Consider the following 19,542-nt stretch of genomic DNA (forward strand, 5'->3'; position numbering starts at 1 on the left):
ATTGTGGATAAGTTTGACGTTATCCACAATTAAAAAAAGCCCCGATACGAAATCGGGGCTTTACTGTTAGCTTAGCAGCAAACTGTTGATACGTTTTACATAAGCGGCTGGATCTTCCGGTAAACCACCTTCAGCAATCACGGCTTGATCAAAGATGACATTGGCCAGATCATCGAACTGCGCTGCATGTTCGAGCTTTTGTACCAATGGATGCGCTGGATTGATTTCTAAAATTGGCTTGCTTTCAGGTACAGGCTGCCCTGCTTGTTTCAGCATACGAACCAACTGAGGTGAAAGTTCACCGTCACTGGTCACCAAGCAAGCAGGCGAATCCACCAGACGTGTAGTCACGCGCACTTCTTTGGTTTTTGCCTTGAGTGAATCCGATAATTTATCGACCACTGGCTTGAATTGTTCGGCAGCTTCTTCAAGTGCTTTTTTCTCTTCGGCATCTTGCAGATCGCCCAGATCAACCGCACCTTTCGACACGTTTTGCAGTGCCACACCGTCAAACTCATGCACAAAGTTCATTGCCCATTCATCCACACGCTCCGACATCAACAAGACTTCAATGCCTTTTTTCTTAAACAACTCAAGCTGTGGAGAATGTTTGGCTGCATTTAAACTCTCTGCCGTAACATAGTAGATGGCTTTTTGGCCCTCTTTCATACGCGCTTTATAGTCGGCAAACGAGGTGCTGATCTCATCGTTAGTCGAAGTTGCATAACGTAAAAGCTTTAAAATACGTTCACGGTTACTAAAGTCTTCACCCAAGCCTTCTTTGAGTACAGAACCGAATTCGGCATAAAAGGTCTTGAATTTTTCCTGATCTTTTTCATCTTCAGACTTTGCCAAACCATCCAATACATTCAAAATACGGCGCGTGTTGCCTTCACGGATGGTTTTGACATCACGGCTTTCTTGTAACAGCTCACGGCTCACGTTCAGTGGTAAATCGGCACTGTCGATCACACCTTTAACGAAACGTAAGTAGTTTGGAATTAGGTTATCCGCATCGTCCATAATAAAGACGCGCTTCACATACAGCTTAATGCCTGCTTTGGCTTCACGGGTAAAAATATCTTGTGAGGCTTTGGCCGGAATATACAGCAACTGAGTGTACTCGGTATTGCCTTCTACGCGGTTATGTGTCCATGCAAGCGGTGCTTCAAAATCATGCGTTGCATTTTTATAAAACTCGATGTACTGCTCGTCAGTGATCTCGCTTTTACTGCGGGTCCATAATGCGCTCGCCGAGTTAATGGCTTCCCATTCGTCAGTCTTCACATACTGACCCGGTTTCGCTTCCTCTCCCTCAGCAGCTTCTTCTTGTTGCCATACTTCTTTTTGCATCTCGATTGGCAAGCTGATGTGGTCAGAGTATTTATTAATAATCTGCTTAACTTTCCAAGATTCTAAATAGTCCAGTGCATCGTCACGCAAATGCAAAATGATGTCGGTTCCACGTGAATCCTTGGTGATTTGCTGTACTTCAAATTCACCCGTTCCGCCGCTAATCCAGCGAACACCGTCTTGTGCATCAGACCCGGCACGACGCGACTCTACCGTAATTTTGTCGGCCACAATAAAGCCTGAGTAAAAGCCAACACCAAACTGACCAATCAATTGTGCATCAGATTTTTGATCGCCGGTTAGCTTAGACATAAAGTCTTTGGTTCCCGATTTAGCAATCGTACCCAAGTTGTCAATCGCTTCTTGCTGGCTCAAGCCAATGCCGTTGTCACTGATAGTTAAGGTGCGGTTGTCTTTGTCCAGACGCACGCGCACACGCAGTGCCGAATCGTTTTCATAATATTCCGGATGATTGATGCCTTCAAAACGCAGTTTGTCGCAAGCATCGGACGCATTGGAAATCAACTCACGTAAGAAAATTTCAGGATTCGAATACAGTGAGTGGGTCACCAGATGCAGTAACTGTGCAACTTCGGCTTGAAAGCTATAATTTTGTGATGTGCTCGTTTGCTCACTCATAGGACACTCCTTAATAGATCACAACATGTTGTTATGTAATGTGCTATGTATTGGAGTGCCTAGATTAATTTTCAATGGTAGTCCTAAAGATTTTTTGATCAATTAGAATGGCCCATGACTCAAAACACGATTTTGAATGATGTCATCGAGGTGTTGCTGACGCGATGCATAGCTTCGACTTAAACAGCCCGTGTTTGAACCGCAAGTATTGCGCTGTTTGAGCCATTGATACTGCATGCCTTTTTCGGCATCACGCCCTCCCATAGGCAATGCATGCAATACAATTGCGTAGGTGGTGGCCATTTTTACATCGGCATCATTGAGTGAGCGAGTCTGGCAAATGGTTTTCTCCGAGCGAAGCTGGGCTTTTTCACAGGGAAAACTTGCAGCAGAAGCCGCACCCGCAAACATCAAACCACACCACGTGAACATGATAAAAGCTGAACGACGCATATTTTAATTCTCATTTTAAGGCTTTATATACTTAGCTTAAAAAATTCAAATGTGGTATTGGGTAAAGTTTCAACACAAAATGTGACACTGTGTATCTCACTATAAAAAAATAAAAAGGTCTTATGCTCTCCAATAAGACCTTTAATTGCCGTTATCTCTCTTGTTATTTTTATGATGGTTTTTATTATTTTGCGCTATGGTTGATACTTAAATTAAAACTTATAGCTGTAACCTATGCTATATACCCACGGATTAACTTCAAGTGTTCCAATTTTTTCACCATTCCATTTCAAATCAGAACCAATATCAGCGTAACGCACATCGGCAAAAACACCCCAATGTTTTGCATCGGCCGGCTGGAAATTAAACCCGACTTGACCAGTAAACCCATAGGCGTGTTCTGCCTTTAATGAAGTTCCTGCCAGTGAACCTTTGGTCTGTTCATCCCATGCCAATAGTGCGGTTGCACCTACGCCGACATATGGCGTAAATCCAGTAGAATTTTTAAAGTGATATTTCACCGTGAGTGTAGGTGGCAACTGTTTAAAGCTCGCAATCGTTTCAGGCGCTCCACCCGCGACACGTGCCAATACATTATGTTTAAAGGGCGTCGCCAATAAAAGCTCAGATGAAATATTGCGATTGGCAAAAAAATATTCGATTGATGGTGTAAAACTGAATGCATGATCGGCTTTCGCTTCAGTGACAGCACCATCGGCCATCGTATTATGATCACTTGAAGGTGCCAAAACACTTGCACCCACTTTAACTTGCCATTCGCCAGCAAATACTGGCGCTGAAACACCTAGCAAAGATAAAACAAAAACTCTAAGAAACATGATTATCCCCTATCTCTTTTATAATAATAAACATTGATTTTATTTAAATGCAATATAGAGAATTAATATATTTTAATATTATTTTTAAACCAATGATTAATAATAAAATTATTTTAATTCATACAAAATTACTTGGTTTTATTTTTAATTATTATTATTTTTATCAGGATTTAATTCCGATTAATTTAATCTGATTTTTTATTTATCCCAACCTTTTCAATCAGGTTTTATTTGTTGTTAAATTAAACTTCGCATGAACATAAATCAGGAGATACTGATTTATATTCACGCGTTAATAAATAAATTAAAGTACCATGGCTGCAATCCAGCCAAAGATCAGTAAAGGAATATTAAAGTGAATAAATGTTGGAATCACAGTGTCCCAAATATGGTCATGCTGACCGTCGACCCCCAGTCCTGCCGTTGGGCCCAAGGTTGAGTCAGATGCAGGTGATCCCGCATCACCCAATGCCGCAGCAGTTCCAATCAGTGCAATGGTCGCAAGTGGTGAAAAACCAAACTGTACACAGAGGGGTACATAAATCACAGCCAGTACAGGTACACTTGAGAACGATGAACCAATCCCAATCGTGACAAACAGACCGATAAACAGCATGAGAAATGCAGCCAAAGCATGATTATCACCAATCAGATGCACTACGCCATTGACCAACTGGTTGATATCACCGGTATGGGTCATCACCGAAGCAAAGCCGGCAGCCGAGATCATGATAAAGCCAACCAATGCCATCATCCGCATCCCTTGTACAAACACATCATCGGCATCTTGCCATTTGAATATGCCCGCGGTAGACAACACGGCAAAACCGACCAATCCGCCTAAAATCATCGATCCCGAATACAGCTGCGCAACCAAGGTCAGCGCGATGGCTAAAATCGCCATGAATAGGGTTTTCTTGGAAATATACGGCACGTGCTGTGCTTCTTGCTTGAGTTCTTCTGCATCTTCGGCAAGAGAATGCGTGACATGCGCTTCGGCACGAAGCGGTTTATCTAGGTCAATTGTGGTCACGCGGGCGACGGCACGATCTTGATAATGGCGTGGCTTACGGTAGCTGATAAATACTGCCACCAGTGTTCCCAGAACCATGCCCATAACCGGAATGGCCATTCCCATCGGCATCATCCAGCGTTCGACATGCAAGCCGTACTGTGCGCCAATTTTATTAATGTTCCCCATCAGGATCTGTTCAAGAAAGATGGCACCAAAACCCACAGGCAAGAAAATATAGGTTCCGACCAAGCCCAGTGTGAGTACGCATGCCGCAGCACGACGATCCAGCTTCAGATGGTTCATGACCTGCAATAAAGGCGGCACCAGCACCGGAATAAAGGCAATATGGACCGGAATCAGGTTTTGTGAAAAAATCGCGGCAATCAGTAAAATACTCAGCAATAAATACTTCACTTTTTTCTCGCGCTTTTTGCTGGCTTCCATCCCCAGTAAACCGATCAGTTTATGCGCCAGCAAATCTGGTAATCCAGATTTGGACAATGCCAAGGCAAATGCACCCAAAACCGCATAGGCAAGCGCCACTTCGGCACCATCGCCTAGTCCAGCATTAAAAGCCTGAACAGTATCGGATAAGCTTAAGCCTGCGACCAATCCCCCCACAACAGCAGAAATCACCAACGTTAAAACAACAGAGACTCGTGCCAGTGACAAGATAAACATCACGGCAATCGCAATAACAACAGCATTCATGAATCAAGGTCAGGTAAAATAAAAGGCGATATTTTAGCAGATTCATGCCATGCATGGGCTGTGACTGTCGTTTATCTTGTCGGAATACTCATGGGCTTTTACAGGGTGTTTTCATCATGATGCTGCTGGGCAAAGCGTGCAATATGGCCGGCGACTAATTTCGGCTGGCTCAACACGGCCCAATGATTGCCGTTAATTTCCTGATATTCAAACTGATCAACCCAATTTGGCATTTCGTTTAAAATATATTCAGGGCTGACAAATGCATCATGCTTAAGTACCAAGGCCTGTACTGGACACTGCGCAAAACGCTTGCGCGGATGACGCATTGCAGGAATAAAATTGGCACGGTATAAATTAATGCCATATTTGCCATCACGTGCAATATTCGGATTGAGTGGTAAATCTTGCTTGCGTTCTAACCTACTCAGCACTTTTCCCCATTTCTGTGGGGTAAAGAAATGCCACACCGACGGTGCCAGAAATGGCAGATGAAACGCCGCGATATACCATGATTTTGATAGCTTTTTTAATACACTTAACGGCTGGCTTTTCAGTTCACTGGCCAGCAAGTGTGCTGCATGATCCAGACACGGCCCCGAAATGGTGGTGTACGATAAAATCCGATCTTTAAATTTTGGATCTGTCACCGATTCCCACGATTGCAATGACCCCCAATCATGGGCAGCCAAATGAAAAGGTCGCCCTTCTAAAACCTGATCTACTACCGCCTCCAGATCCAGAGACAATTGCGCCATTCGATAATCCCGGATTTTTTTGGGAACACTCGACTGTCCGGCGCCTCGCACGTCATAGGTCACAATATAAAAGTGCTGAATCAGTTCTTGTATAATCGGCTCCCACACTTCTTGATTATCAGGATAGCCGTGTACCAGTACCAACGCTGGTAATTGTGGATGCCCCCATGCTTTACAGCATAAGGTCTGTTGATCCGTGGTGCGTACAGTCGAAATCTGAGGATGCATTGCGATGTCCTTGTTGTTTTAATTGACCATGTTTTTAGTCGGATTGGGCATTGCCATCAATGCCAGATTAGTGATAGTTATTTAGTATGAATAATCATCATATAAAAACAATTGACCCTTATGAATATTTTAAGACATCTTCAGACCATACCCATGGTGTCCAAGTTTATGATCAATCGCTACTCTCCCTACCGGGGTGCCGGCATTGAGATTGATCAAATCGACCTGAATAACTACTTTATTCGCGTCAAAATGCCCCTGACGCGTAAAAACCAAAATATTGTCGGTACACATTTTGGAGGAAGTTTATATTCAATGGTTGACCCTTTTTACATGCTGATTCTGATGCATCATCTGGGGTCTAAATATATTGTCTGGGATAAATCTGCCACGATTCACTTTCTGGCCCCGGGCCGCAGTACGGTGTATGCTGATATCCGGCTGGATGCCAACGAAATTGATCATGTTAAAGCATTGGCCGAGAATTATGCGCCCGTCATTCGTAATTATGTGGTGAATATATTTGATGAGTCTGGTATTCGTATTGCAGAAGTACATAAAACGCTATACATCCGCCGCAAAAAGCCTAAATCATCACGGCAATAAAAAAGACGACCCGAGTCGTCTCTTTTGATAAGGCAGATTTAGCGTCGCTCTTGAATCGCAGCGCCAGCACCACCACCGATTGCGCCACCAATAGCAGCACCACCGTCACCACCAAAAATAGCTTTACCGACCACCGAACCAATACCGGCACCGACTGCACTGCTGGTGGTGGTATTTCGGCTACCACCTTTGGCATTTGATCCTACACCGGCACCAGCAGCTGCACCGACACCTGCACCTAAACCACCGCCAACATGGTTACCCACACCACCACCAACGGCACCGCCCAGTGCGGCTGCACCAATACGTTGATCAGATGGGCTCATATTTTGGCAGCCTGCAAGAAGTACGGTTGAAACGATTGCTGTAGCCATTAAACTTATTGTCTTTTTCATGAAAAGATCCTCCTTTCTTTTCACTCAGCATAAGCATTTTTTGTGAATTGATACTTGTCAAAATGTTAATTCCTACAAAAAAATGCAGGAGTTTTGTAACTGCTTACACATTCAATTCATCGATATAAAAAAAGGCACCCGAAGGTGCCTTTTTTGCAATCTACTTAGATTAGAACTGTTCTTGGTTCAATGCTTGACTGAACGCTTGGTCAACGTCACTAAAGTCGTTGTGCAGTTCAAATTCTGCCGCTTCCGCTTCCTGACGACGACGTTCAAGGTGATACGCCAAACCTGTACCGGCTGGAATCAAACGACCCACCACAACGTTCTCTTTGAGACCGCGTAGATCATCTTCTTTACCTGTTACAGCTGCTTCGGTTAACACGCGCGTCGTTTCTTGGAACGATGCTGCCGAGATAAATGAGTCAGTCGAAAGCGATGCTTTGGTAATACCCATTAATTGACGCTCAAATTTCGCAGGGAATTTGTTTTGCGCCAAGACAGCTTGGTTCTCTTGAACAACACGGATATAATCCACTTGTTCGCCTTTGATGAAGCTGGTATCGCCACCATCGGTGATGTCTACTTTACGCAACATTTGACGTACGATGACTTCAATGTGCTTATCGTTGATTTTTACACCTTGGAGACGGTAAACGTCTTGAACTTCGTTCACGATGTAGTTGGTCAACGCCACTTCGCCTTTCAAACGTAAGATGTCATGCGGGTTTTGTGGACCATCAGAAATGGTTTCACCACGGTTGACATGCTCACCTTCGAACACGTTGATTTGACGCCATTTTGGAATCAATTCTTCGTAGATCTCAGAACCATCATCAGGTGTAATCACCAAACGGTTCTTACCTTTGGTTTCTTTACCAAAGCTCACGATACCAGACACTTCGGCCAAGATTGCGTGCTCTTTCGGCTTACGTGCTTCGAACAAGTCCGCAACGCGTGGAAGACCACCGGTAATATCACGTGTACGTGAAGATTCTTGTGGTACACGACCAATAACGTCACCTACACCAATTGTTTCACCGTCACGAACGGTCACAATGGTATTTTGTGGCAAGAAGTAGAACTGTTCGCCACCATCGGTTGTGTCGAGTACAATCGCAGGACGCAAGTCTTTACCTGACGCAGGACGTGCAGTCACTGGCAAGATTTCAACTGTTGTCATACCGGTTGCATCATCAGTTTTCGATGTTGCAGTCACACCATCCGCAATTTGGCTGAAACGTGCTTTACCCGCAACTTCAGTCACAAGTGGATGCGTATGCGGATCCCAAGTCGCCACAATACCGCCTGCTTCTACCGCTTCACCATCTTTAAGCAAGATGCTTGCACCGTATGGCAGTTTATAGCGCTCGCGCTCACGACCTAGCTCATCGGCAATACCGATTTCACCTGAACGTGAAACAGACACCAAGTGACCTTTCGCGTGCTGTACCGTTTTCACATTGTGGAAACGAACTGTACCTTTGTTACGTACCTGAACACTGTTTGCTGCAGAAGTTCGGCTTGCCGCACCACCTACGTGGAACGTACGCATGGTTAACTGTGTACCCGGCTCACCAATCGATTGCGCTGCCATAACACCCACAGACTCACCAGGATTAACCTGATGACCACGTGCAAGGTCACGACCATAACATTTTGCACACACACCAAATGATGATTCACATGCAATCACTGAACGCACTTTCACTTCATCGACACCCGCTTCTTCAAGCTGAGCTGCGATTTTCTCGTCGATCAATGTACCGCGTGGCAACACCACTTCGTCATCAGATGCACGACGTACGTCTTCCGCCGTTACACGACCCAATACGCGGTCACGTAATGGCTCGATCACGTCACCACCTTGAATGAATGGTGTCATCACCAAACCACCCATGGTGCCACAATCCGGCTCGGTAATTACCAAGTCCTGCGCAACGTCAACCAAACGACGTGTCAAGTAACCCGAGTTTGCAGTTTTCAATGCAGTATCGGCCAAACCTTTACGCGCACCGTGCGTTGAAATAAAGTACTGAAGTACCGTCAAACCTTCACGGAAGTTTGCTTTAATCGGGGTTTCAATGATCGAGCCATCTGGCTTCGCCATCAAACCACGCATACCCGCCAACTGACGAATCTGCGCCGCACTACCACGGGCACCCGAGTCAGACATCATGTAAATGCTGTTAAACGATTTTTGTTTCTCGTCTTGACCTTGCTTGTTTTTCACGTTGGTGAAAGACAAGTTGTCCATCATCGCTTTTGCAACTTGGTCGTTGGTACGTGCCCAGATATCGACCACTTTGTTGTAACGCTCACCTGCGGTTACGAAACCTTGCTCGAACTGTTCTTCGATTTCACGAACTTCAGTTTCTGCTTTGTCGATAATCGCTTGCTTCTGCGGTGGAATGACCATGTCTTCCATACCGACAGAAACGCCCGAACGTGTTGCTTGACGGAAGCCAAGATACATCAACTGATCGGCAAAAATAACAGTGTCTTTAAGACCAAGCTTACGGTAGCACGAGTTGATCAGCTTCGAGATGTTCTTTTTGGTCATCTCAAGGTTAATCATTTCAAAGCTTAAACCTTCAGGAACAACTTCCCAAAGCAAGCAGCGACCAGGTGTGGTATCCACAACAATGGTTTGCTTTTCACGTTGACCGTCTTCATTGATCACGGTTTGGTGAACACGAACTTTTACGCGTGCGTGAATAGCGACCTGACCGGTTGCAAGCGCACGGTTCACTTCGTGTGTGTCGGCAAACATCATGCCTTCACCTTTGGCATTTACCGCATCACGCGTGATGTAGTAAAGACCCAAGACCACGTCCTGAGATGGAACGATAATCGGCTCACCGTTGGCTGGTGACAAGATGTTGTTGGTCGACATCATCAAGGCACGTGCTTCAAGCTGTGCTTCAAGTGTCAATGGAACGTGTACCGCCATTTGGTCACCGTCGAAGTCGGCGTTAAACGCAGCACAGACGAGCGGGTGTAAACGGATCGCTTTACCTTCGATCAGGATCGGTTCAAATGCTTGAAGACCCAAACGGTGAAGCGTTGGCGCACGGTTCAACATCACTGGATGCTGACGAATCACGTTGGCAAGAACGTCCCATACTTCTGGAGTTTCGCGCTCAACCATTTTCTTCGCAGCTTTAATGGTTGTGGCCTGACCAGACGCTTGTAGTTTTGCAAAAATAAACGGCTTGAATAGCTCAAGTGCCATTTTCTTTGGAAGACCACATTGATGTAGACGTAAAGTAGGACCTACGGTAATTACCGAACGACCAGAATAGTCAACACGTTTACCCAACAAGTTCTGACGGAAACGACCTTGTTTACCTTTGATCATATCTGCCAAAGATTTCAATGGACGTTTGTTCGAACCAGTAATTGCACGACCGCGACGGCCGTTATCAAGCAATGCATCGACAGATTCTTGCAACATACGTTTTTCGTTACGTACGATGATATCTGGCGCTGCAAGGTCAAGAAGACGCTTCAAACGGTTGTTACGGTTAATGACACGACGATACAAATCGTTCAAGTCAGATGTCGCAAAACGACCACCTTCAAGTGGTACAAGCGGACGTAGGTCTGGTGGAAGTACTGGCAGTACATTCATCACCATCCATTCTGGCTTGTTGTTCGACTCTTTGAAAGCTTCCATCAATTTCAAGCGTTTTGACGCTTTTTTCAACTTCGTTTCAGAAGTTGTTTGTGGAATCTCTTCACGAAGACGTGAAATTTCAGCATCAAGATCGATGTCTTTTAACAAGTCTTGAACCGCTTCAGCACCCATTTTCGCAGAGAATTCATCTCCGTGTTCTTCAAGTGCATTGAAGTATTCTTCATCAGTGAGAAGTTGATACTTTTCAAGCGGTGTCATGCCTGGGTCAGTCACTACGTAAGATTCGAAATACAAAACGCGTTCGATATCACGAAGTGTCATGTCGAGTAGCAAACCGATACGGCTTGGCAACGACTTTAAGAACCAGATGTGTGCAACTGGAGACGCCAGTTCGATGTGACCCATACGTTCACGACGAACTTTTGCAGTCGTGACTTCGACGCCACATTTTTCACAAATGACGCCTTTGTATTTCATACGCTTGTATTTGCCACACAAGCATTCGTAATCTTTTACTGGACCAAAGATTTTGGCACAGAACAAACCATCGCGTTCTGGTTTAAAAGTACGGTAGTTAATGGTTTCAGGCTTTTTTACTTCGCCGTGAGACCATGACTTAATCATTTCTGGTGACGCAAGACCAATACGAATACGGTCAAACTCAATCGGTGTATGACCGTCTGAGTCCGTTTTCTTACGCATGATATCGAGCAAGTCTTTCAATTTATTTCTCCGTATGCCGAGGAGTTTTCACTCACTCGGCTGGGTCACAAATACTGTTTTTCCTGAAAAATCTGAGCGAGCTTAACGCTTAGTCACCATTTTTCAGTTCAATGTTGATACCTAAAGAACGGATCTCTTTGGTCAATACGTTGAAGGATTCAGGCATACCCGGATCCATGTAGTGGTTACCATCTACAATGTTCTTATAGATACGGGTACGACCTTCTACATCATCCGACTTCACTGTAAGCATCTCTTGAAGCGTATAAGCTGCGCCGTATGCTTCTAGTGCCCAGACTTCCATCTCACCGAAACGCTGACCACCGAATTGTGCTTTACCACCAAGCGGCTGCTGAGTGACAAGCGAGTAAGAACCAGTTGAACGCGCATGCATCTTGTCGTCAACCAAGTGGTTCAACTTGAGCATGTACATGTAACCTACAGTAACAGGACGATCAAACTGTTCACCTGTACGTCCGTCAAACAAAATCTGTTGGCCCGTACGTGGCAACTCAGCCAGCTCAAGCAACTCTTTGATTTGGTTTTCTTCAGCACCGTCAAACACTGGCGTGGCTAAAGGAACACCCTTACGCAAGTTACCTGCAAGCACCAAGATTTCTTCGTCAGTCAAGCTATCAAGATCTTCTTGCTCGCCACCTACCTTGTTGTAGATTTTGTCTAAGAAAATACGTAGCTCGGCAATCGTACGCTGCTGTTGCAACATCTTATCGATTTGCTCACCCAAGCCTTTTGCTGCAAGGCCCAAGTGTGTCTCAAGAATCTGACCCACGTTCATACGTGATGGTACACCCAGCGGGTTCAATACCACGTCAACAGGTACACCGTTGGCATCGTGTGGCATGTCTTCTACAGGCAGAATGTTAGAAACAACACCCTTGTTCCCGTGACGACCCGCCATCTTATCACCAGGCTGGATACGACGTTTAACTGCAAGATACACTTTCACAACTTTCAATACACCCGTTGTGAGTTCGTCACCGGTTGCAAGTTTGCGTTTTTTCTCTGCAAATTTCTCGTCGATCTCTGCGCTCTTCTCTTTCAAGAACACTTGAATCTGGCTCAGACGCTCTGCGATACCTTCATCAGTTGGTTGGATGTCTAATAGATCAACCAACTCTAAACCTGACAACATATCTTCAGACAGTTTGTCACCACGTTTGGTGGTGCCACCGCCATTCGATTCTTGATTGGTCAACAAGCGTACAACACGCTCACGCGCCGCTTCTTCAAAGATTTTATATTCTTCTTTCAAGTCTTTGCGGTAAGCATCAAGCTGTGCTTTTTCAATCGCAAGTGCACGTTCATCTTTTTCTAAACCATCACGGGTAAAGACTTGAACGTCAATTACGGTACCTTTGGTGCCCGATGGAACGCGTAAAGATGAATCTTTCACGTCTGCGGCTTTTTCACCGAAGATGGCACGAAGCAGTTTTTCTTCAGGGGTTAATTGTGTTTCACCTTTTGGTGTCACTTTACCAACCAAGATGTCGCCCGCAGTCACTTCAGCACCGATGTACACGATACCTGATTCGTCAAGCTTAGACAGTGCTGCTTCACCCACGTTAGGAATATCGGCAGTAATTTCTTCTGCGCCTAACTTGGTATCACGTGCAACACATGACAATTCTTGAATGTGAATCGAAGTCAAACGGTCTTCTTGAAGCACACGTTCAGAAAGCAAGATCGAGTCTTCGTAGTTGTAGCCGTTCCAGGTCATGAACGCAACGCGCATGTTTTGACCCAGCGCCAACTCACCGCCATCCGTTGATGGACCATCGGCCAAGACATCACCACGACCAACTTTATCACCCAAATTCACCAGTACTTTCTGGTTGATACAGGTGTTCTGGTTTGAACGGGTGTACTTGATCAGGTTGTAGATATCTACACCTGCCTCGCCTGCGATCATTTCGTCTTCATTGACACGAATCACGACACGTGAAGCATCAACAAACTCGATCATCCCGCCACGTTTTGCGATCACACATACGCCCGAATCACGCGCAACGTTTGCTTCCATACCGGTACCCACAAGTGGTTTATCGGCAAGCAAAGTTGGAACCGCCTGACGTTGCATGTTGGAACCCATCAATGCACGGTTGGCGTCATCGTGTTCAAGGAACGGAATCAACGATGCTGCAACAGAAACAACCTGTTGGGCAGAAACGTCCATATGCGTTACTTTTTCTGGTGGCATGCGAACGAATTCACCTTGATGACGAACAGAAACCATCTCTTCCATCAAGTTACCATCAGTGTCAACGGCAGAGTCGGCCTGTGCAATCACGGTGCCTACTTCTTCGATTGCAGACAAGTATTCCACATCGTCTGTAACACGACCTTCTACAACGCGACGGTACGGTGTTTCCAAGAAACCAAAATCGTTGGCTTTTGCATACACAGAAAGCGAGTTGATCAAACCAATGTTTGGACCTTCCGGCGTCTCAATCGGACATACACGACCATAGTGGGTTTGATGTACGTCACGCACTTCAAAGCCTGCACGCTCACGAGTCAAACCACCCGGACCAAGTGCAGAAACACGACGCTTATGCGTAATCTCTGACAGTGGGTTGTTTTGATCCATAAACTGTGACAACTGGCTTGAACCAAAGAATTCTTTGATCGCCGCTGCAACAGGTTTGGCATTGATCAAGTCTTGTGGCGACAAGTTATCTGTTTCTGCTTGTGACAAACGTTCTTTTACTGCACGTTCAACACGTACCAGACCTACACGGAACTGGTTTTCGGTCATTTCACCAACCGAACGTACGCGACGGTTACCCAAGTGGTCGATATCGTCGACTTCACCTTTACCGTTACGAATTTCAACTAATGTACGAAGTACATCAATGATATCGTCATTCGAGAGGATTCCCTCGACTTCACGTGATTTCTGATCTGTGCCGACTTCGTATGGACGACCCAAACGACGGTTGAACTTCATACGTCCCACTGGAGACAAGTCATAACGCTCAGAAGAGAAGAACAAGTTATTAAATAGGTTCTCTGCAGCTTCTTTGGTTGGTGGCTCGCCCGGACGCATCACTTTATAGATTTCAACCAAGGCATCTTCACGGCCTACAGTGGTGTCGGCACGTAATGTATCGGCAACAAATGAACCGCGATCGATGTCGTTGGTAAACAGAATATTAAACTGTTTAACGCCACCTTCTGCCAGTTTCACCATCACTTCATGGCTAAGCAAAGTATTGGCTGCAATCACTTCGCCATCACGTAACGTGATGTCTTCAGCAGTGATACGCTCATACAAGTACTCATCTGGAACAGACAGTTTAGTCAGACCAGAAGCTTCCATTTGACGAACGTGACGTGCGTTGATACGTTTACCTTGCTCTACAATGATTTTGCCGTCATTGTCTGCAATGTCAAACTGCGCCATTTCGCCACGTAAACGCTCAGGCACCAAATCAATCTGGTAACTACCGAAGTCTAGATATACCGGTACTTTTTCGTAGAATAATTCAAGGATTTGAGCGTTGTTATACCCTAGAGCACGCAAGATCACAGATGCCAATAGCTTACGACGACGGTCAATACGTACGTATACTAAATCTTTTGCATCAAACTCGAAGTCTAACCATGAACCACGGTAAGGAATGATACGTGCAGAGTACAAGACTTTACCACTTGAGTGGGTCTTGCCTTTGTCGTGATCGAAGAACACGCCTGGTGAACGGTGTAACTGAGATACGATGACACGCTCGGTACCGTTGATCACAAACGTACCGTTTTCGGTCATGAGTGGAATTTCACCCATGTACACTTCTTGTTCACGTACATCTTTAATTGATTTCGTTTCACGATCTTTAATGATCAAACGAATTTTAACGCGCATTGGTGCCGCATAAGTTGACCCGCGAAGAATACATTCACGCACGTCAAACTCTGGTTTACCAAGACTATACTCAACAAATTCTAAAGCAGCATTGCCAGAATAACTTTCAATTGGGAAAACTGAACGAAATGCCGCTTGGAGACCGATATCTTCGCGACTTTTTGGTGTTTTGCCATCTTGCAAGAACGTTCTATACGAGTCGACTTGAATCGAAAGCAAGTATGGAGCGTCCATGACGCTAGGCAATTTACCAAAATTCTTACGGATCCGTTTCTTTTCGGTATATGAGTATGCCATCTGGAGTCCTCGGAAAGTAAACCAGGCTCGCCTGCAGAACGAGCTTGGATGGAATTACGCAGGCCGATATGGCCACCACTTTTACAAATGCTGCAATTTTTAAGTGGTATCAAAACGCTTAACAATATTTTTAAGATCGAAAAATATTGGTAAGCGTTTGAAATTCTTTTGTTTATTCTTAAAATTAGAATTTGTACATTCGAACAAACAAAAATCGAGCCGATTATTGTAACGCAAAAAGGCTGATGACCCAAGAGCCATCAGCCATTTTATGGAGCCGATTATCAAATAATCGACTCCTTAAGAAATTACTTAAGAGTAACTGTAGCACCAGCTTCTTCAAGTTTCTTCTTAAGCTCTTCGCCTTCTTCTTTAGAAACGCCTTCTTTAAGAACTTGTGGAGCACCTTCAACAAGATCTTTAGCTTCTTTAAGACCAAGGCCAGTTGCTTCACGAACTGCTTTAATAACAGCTACTTTGTTCGCGCCGAAAGAAGTCAATTCAACGTTGAATTCAGTTTGCTCTTCAGCAGCAGCAGCAGCGCCAGGAGCAGCAGCTACAGCTACAGCAGCAGCAGATACGTTAAATTTTTCTTCGAAAGCAGAGATTAATTCAACAAGTTCAAGAACTGTTTTTTCAGCAACTGCGTTTAAGATTTCTTCGTTAGTTAAAGCCATGAGATAAACTCCAAATGGATATTGAATGGTGTGAGAGTAGGATTAAGCCGCTTCTGACTCGTTTTTCTCTTTGAGCGCTGTAATAAGGCGACCCAATTTCGAAATAGGAGCTTGAAGAACAGAGGCAAGCATAGTAAGCGCTTTCTCTTGGTTCGGAAGGTTTGCGATCACGCTAACATCTGCACCTTGATAAAGTTTGCCGTCAAATGCAGCAGCTTTAAGTTCAAATGTTTTGTTCGTTTTTGCAAATTCTTCGAACAAGCGTGCAGCTGCACCCATGTCGTCTTCAGAAGTTGAGAAACCGAGAATGGTTGGGCCAACAAGTTCTTCACTCAAGATATCAAACTGAGTACCTTCGAGTGAGCGTTTTGCCAAAGTGTTACGTACGATACGTGTCGTTACACCAAGCTTACGAGCCTCAACACGAAGTTGAGTTAATTTCTCTACGCTAGAACCTTGATAGTTAGCCACAACAACAGAAAACGCTTTAGAAGCAACTTCGCTTACTTCTGCAACGATCTGTTTTTTGTCTTCGATAAGAAGAGCCATTGTAAAACCTCCTAACGGTGATTTATGCACCCAAACAGGTGCACTCCCAATTCGTAAATCTTTCGATTTACACGCGGAGGAGGAATAAATCACACCACCGCGTCTACTCAGACTGGTCTATTAAGAAGATCGCTTGCAAACAAGCTCACTTCGCCTGAGGTCTTTGACGCTGATAAATTTACATTTATCAATTCAAAGTCCGCCTGATCGGCTGGATATGACCAAAGGCCATATCCAAAATCAGGACTTTAAAATTCTTGACTAAGTTAAGACTTAGTTTGAAACGTTGTTTACGTCAACAACAAGACCTGGGCCCATAGTTGAGCTTAAAGTGATCTTTTTGATGTAAACACCTTTAGAGGTAGCAGGCTTTAACTTTTTCAAGTCTGCAACTAAAGTTTCAACGTTTTGACGGATTGCTTCAGCAGTAAAACCAACCTGACCAATCGCAGCGTGGATAATACCCGCTTTGTCTACGCGGTAACGCGCCTGACCTGACTTCGCATTTTTAACTGCAGAAGCTACGTCTGGAGTAACCGTACCCACTTTCGGGTTTGGCATTAAGCCACGTGGACCAAGAATCGTACCCAACTTACCTACAACGCGCATTGCATCTGGAGCTGCAATCACAACGTCAAAGTCAAGGTTACCTTGTTGAATGCTTTCAGCAAGGTCATCAAAACCAACGATGTCAGCACCTTCAGCTTTAGCAGCTTCAGCAGCAGCACCTTGAGCAAATACAGCAACACGTACAGTTTTACCAGTACCGGCTGGAAGTGTCGTAGCACCACGAACAACTTGGTCAGATTTACGTGGGTCAACACCAAGGTTTACCGCAACATCCATTGACTCTTTGAACTTAGCAGCTGGTAGGCTGTTAAGAACTTGTACCGCTTCTTCCAAAGTGTAAACTTTGTTTGCTTCAAGAGCAGCAGCAATGGCTTTTTGACGTTTAGTTAACTTTGCCATGTCTTATAGCTCCACTTCCAAGCCCATAGAACGTGCAGAACCAGCGATGGTACGAACACGTGCGTCTAAATCAGCACCAGTAAGATCTGGTTCTTTAGTAGTCGCGATTTCTTCCAATTGAGCACGAGTCAACTTACCAACTTTAGTTTTGTTCGGTACAGATGAACCCTTTTGGATACCCGCAGCTTTCTTAAGAAGAATAGAAGCAGGAGGAGTTTTCATGATGAATGTGAACGACTTGTCGTTGTACACAGTGATCACGACTGGAATTGGCAAACCAACTTCAAGTTTTTGTGTAGCAGCATTGAATTCTTTACAGAATGCCATGATGTTTACACCACGTTGACCCAAAGCAGGACCAATTGGTGGAGATGGATTCGCTTTACCAGCTGGAACTTGCAGCTTGATATAGCCGTCAATCTTCTTAGCCATTATCTATTACCTCTGGGTACAAACGCCGTAAGGCTCCCCAATTTTCATTTCACAGCACCAAAGCACTGTAATAACAATGCCCGATTAAATCGGGCGCTTTCCAACCAATTCAAATTAAACCGTTTTTTCGACTTGGCGAAATTCAAGTTCAACCTGAGTTGGACGGTTAAATACATTAATCGTCAACGTGAGACGTGACTTTTCGTACAGTACCTCTTCCACGACTCCTTTAAAGTCTGTGAACGGACCGTCGATCACCAACAATTCTTCGCCTGGTTCAAACATCGTCTTCGGACGTGGTGCTTCACCAGTATTGCGTACACGTGCAAGAATAGCATCCGCTTCTTTTTGCGTAATTGGGGCAGGCTTTTCAGCAGTACCACCAATAAATCCAAGCACTTTTGGACATTCTTTTACAATGTGCCAAGTTTCATCATTCATTTCCATTTCGACTAACACATAGCCCGGAAAGAATTTACGCTCAGATTTGCGTTTCTTGCCATCCTTCATCTCAACCACTTCTTCGGTTGGAACAAGGACTTCACCAAAGCTATCGGCAACAGCGCTACGCTGGATTCGCTCATTAAGCGAACGCATCACCTGCTTTTCATAACCAGAGTAGGCATGAATAATATACCAACGTTTCATAGCTCTTTTACCCGATAATCAACTTAATTAACCAACCTAAACCATAGTCAAAACACCACAACACAATGGATGTAATCACTACGACCAACAGCACCTGCCAAGATGTAGTCACTGTTTCTTGCTTGGTCGGCCAAGTTACTCGACGCAACTCAATTCGCGCATCTTTAAGTAAACGAACAAAGCCTTTACCTTGATGGGTGGCGTATAATAAACCTAAAGCGACGACGATACAAGTCAAAATTACAGCGACACGCACCCAAACACTGGTTGCAGGCGGCCAATATGCAGGCAAATATTGATTTACCATGGCTGCACCAATCAATAACGCCAGTGCAATAACCCATAACACTACGTCTAATGCAGATGCAGAAGTGACAACTTCAGCAGAATTGTTTCGTTGAGGAATTGGCGCGTCGCTTAATGCGTCACGCGATTTATCGTTCGACATTTTTGTACTCGTCGTAGAATTCGCGACTTATTATATGACAATTAAGCCAGCATCAAGCTTTTATTTAGAAAAAAAATGGCAGGCCAGGAGGGACTCGAACCCCCAACATTCGGTTTTGGAGACCGACGCTCTACCAATTGAACTACTGACCTATGACACACAAGCCGAGAGTCTAGACCCCCGGCTTGTGAAATGCAACTTTATTTGATTATGCAGTTACTTTCGCAACAACACCAGCACCTACAGTACGACCACCTTCACGGATCGCAAAACGTAGACCTG

General features: G+C 44.8%; 15 protein-coding genes, 1 tRNA gene and 1 pseudogene. 1 reads left to right on the forward strand and 16 read right to left on the reverse strand.

Annotated features, from left to right (window positions below; genetic code table 11):
- Positions 1 to 66 precede the first annotated feature (66 nt).
- From htpG to QLG00_RS05675, 5 genes are all read right to left on the reverse strand, one after another.
- Entirely contained in the window at positions 67 to 1,992 is a 1,926-nt protein-coding gene (gene htpG / locus QLG00_RS05655) for a molecular chaperone HtpG (RefSeq protein ID WP_004932396.1), read from the reverse strand.
- Positions 1,993 to 2,094: 102 nt separating this feature from the next.
- A complete protein-coding gene (locus QLG00_RS05660; RefSeq protein ID WP_004932393.1) occupies positions 2,095 to 2,445 on the reverse strand; it encodes a hypothetical protein in 351 nt (116 codons plus the stop codon).
- A gap of 212 nt (positions 2,446 to 2,657) precedes the next feature.
- On the reverse strand, positions 2,658 to 3,284 hold the full coding sequence (locus tag QLG00_RS05665) for an OmpW family outer membrane protein (protein WP_119025691.1): 627 nt from the start codon (positions 3,282 to 3,284) through the stop codon (positions 2,658 to 2,660).
- 304 nt (positions 3,285 to 3,588) lie between these two features.
- Entirely contained in the window at positions 3,589 to 5,010 is a 1,422-nt protein-coding gene (locus QLG00_RS05670) for a Na+/H+ antiporter family protein (protein ID WP_004932388.1), read from the reverse strand.
- A 98-nt stretch (positions 5,011 to 5,108) separates the two neighbouring features.
- On the reverse strand, positions 5,109 to 5,996 hold the full coding sequence (locus tag QLG00_RS05675; RefSeq protein ID WP_282470641.1) for an alpha/beta fold hydrolase: 888 nt from the start codon (positions 5,994 to 5,996) through the stop codon (positions 5,109 to 5,111).
- A gap of 120 nt (positions 5,997 to 6,116) precedes the next feature.
- On the opposite strand from QLG00_RS05675, the gene QLG00_RS05680 reads away from it, so the two are divergent.
- On the forward strand, positions 6,117 to 6,602 hold the full coding sequence (locus QLG00_RS05680) for a DUF4442 domain-containing protein (protein WP_004944054.1): 486 nt from the start codon (positions 6,117 to 6,119) through the stop codon (positions 6,600 to 6,602).
- Positions 6,603 to 6,640: 38 nt separating this feature from the next.
- On the opposite strand, the gene QLG00_RS05685 is transcribed toward QLG00_RS05680, so the two are convergent.
- The 11 genes and pseudogenes from QLG00_RS05685 to QLG00_RS05735 all read right to left on the reverse strand — a co-directional run.
- The gene (locus QLG00_RS05685) at positions 6,641 to 6,997 is read right to left on the reverse strand and encodes a hypothetical protein (protein ID WP_004932380.1); all 357 of its coding nucleotides are present in this window, start codon (positions 6,995 to 6,997) and stop codon (positions 6,641 to 6,643) included.
- Between the two features lie 169 nt (positions 6,998 to 7,166).
- Entirely contained in the window at positions 7,167 to 11,360 is a 4,194-nt protein-coding gene (rpoC, locus tag QLG00_RS05690; RefSeq protein ID WP_004932377.1) for a DNA-directed RNA polymerase subunit beta', read from the reverse strand.
- A gap of 88 nt (positions 11,361 to 11,448) precedes the next feature.
- Entirely contained in the window at positions 11,449 to 15,537 is a 4,089-nt protein-coding gene (gene rpoB / locus QLG00_RS05695; RefSeq protein ID WP_004932374.1) for a DNA-directed RNA polymerase subunit beta, read from the reverse strand.
- Positions 15,538 to 15,845: 308 nt separating this feature from the next.
- A complete protein-coding gene (gene rplL / locus QLG00_RS05700) occupies positions 15,846 to 16,214 on the reverse strand; it encodes a 50S ribosomal protein L7/L12 (protein WP_004932371.1) in 369 nt (122 codons plus the stop codon).
- A 42-nt stretch (positions 16,215 to 16,256) separates the two neighbouring features.
- Positions 16,257 to 16,763 (reverse strand): 50S ribosomal protein L10, encoded by a 507-nt coding sequence (gene rplJ / locus QLG00_RS05705; protein ID WP_004932368.1) that lies wholly within the window; start codon positions 16,761 to 16,763, stop codon positions 16,257 to 16,259.
- Positions 16,764 to 17,036: 273 nt separating this feature from the next.
- Positions 17,037 to 17,732 (reverse strand): 50S ribosomal protein L1, encoded by a 696-nt coding sequence (gene rplA / locus QLG00_RS05710; protein ID WP_004932366.1) that lies wholly within the window; start codon positions 17,730 to 17,732, stop codon positions 17,037 to 17,039.
- A 3-nt stretch (positions 17,733 to 17,735) separates the two neighbouring features.
- Positions 17,736 to 18,164, reverse strand: a complete 429-nt coding sequence (gene rplK, locus QLG00_RS05715; RefSeq protein WP_004637639.1) for a 50S ribosomal protein L11 — start codon at positions 18,162 to 18,164, stop codon at positions 17,736 to 17,738.
- Positions 18,165 to 18,278: 114 nt separating this feature from the next.
- Complete coding sequence (nusG, locus tag QLG00_RS05720; protein ID WP_004932362.1) at positions 18,279 to 18,812, reverse strand: transcription termination/antitermination protein NusG; 534 nt, start codon at positions 18,810 to 18,812, stop codon at positions 18,279 to 18,281.
- 7 nt (positions 18,813 to 18,819) lie between these two features.
- Positions 18,820 to 19,260 (reverse strand): preprotein translocase subunit SecE, encoded by a 441-nt coding sequence (secE, locus tag QLG00_RS05725; protein WP_004932360.1) that lies wholly within the window; start codon positions 19,258 to 19,260, stop codon positions 18,820 to 18,822.
- A 76-nt stretch (positions 19,261 to 19,336) separates the two neighbouring features.
- Positions 19,337 to 19,412, reverse strand: a tRNA-Trp gene (locus tag QLG00_RS05730).
- A gap of 56 nt (positions 19,413 to 19,468) precedes the next feature.
- Positions 19,469 to 19,542 (reverse strand): annotated as a pseudogene (locus QLG00_RS05735) (elongation factor Tu); the annotation flags it as partial.

The organism is Acinetobacter sp. V89_7 (genome assembly GCF_029967895.1).
GTDB lineage: Bacteria > Pseudomonadota > Gammaproteobacteria > Pseudomonadales > Moraxellaceae > Acinetobacter > Acinetobacter soli.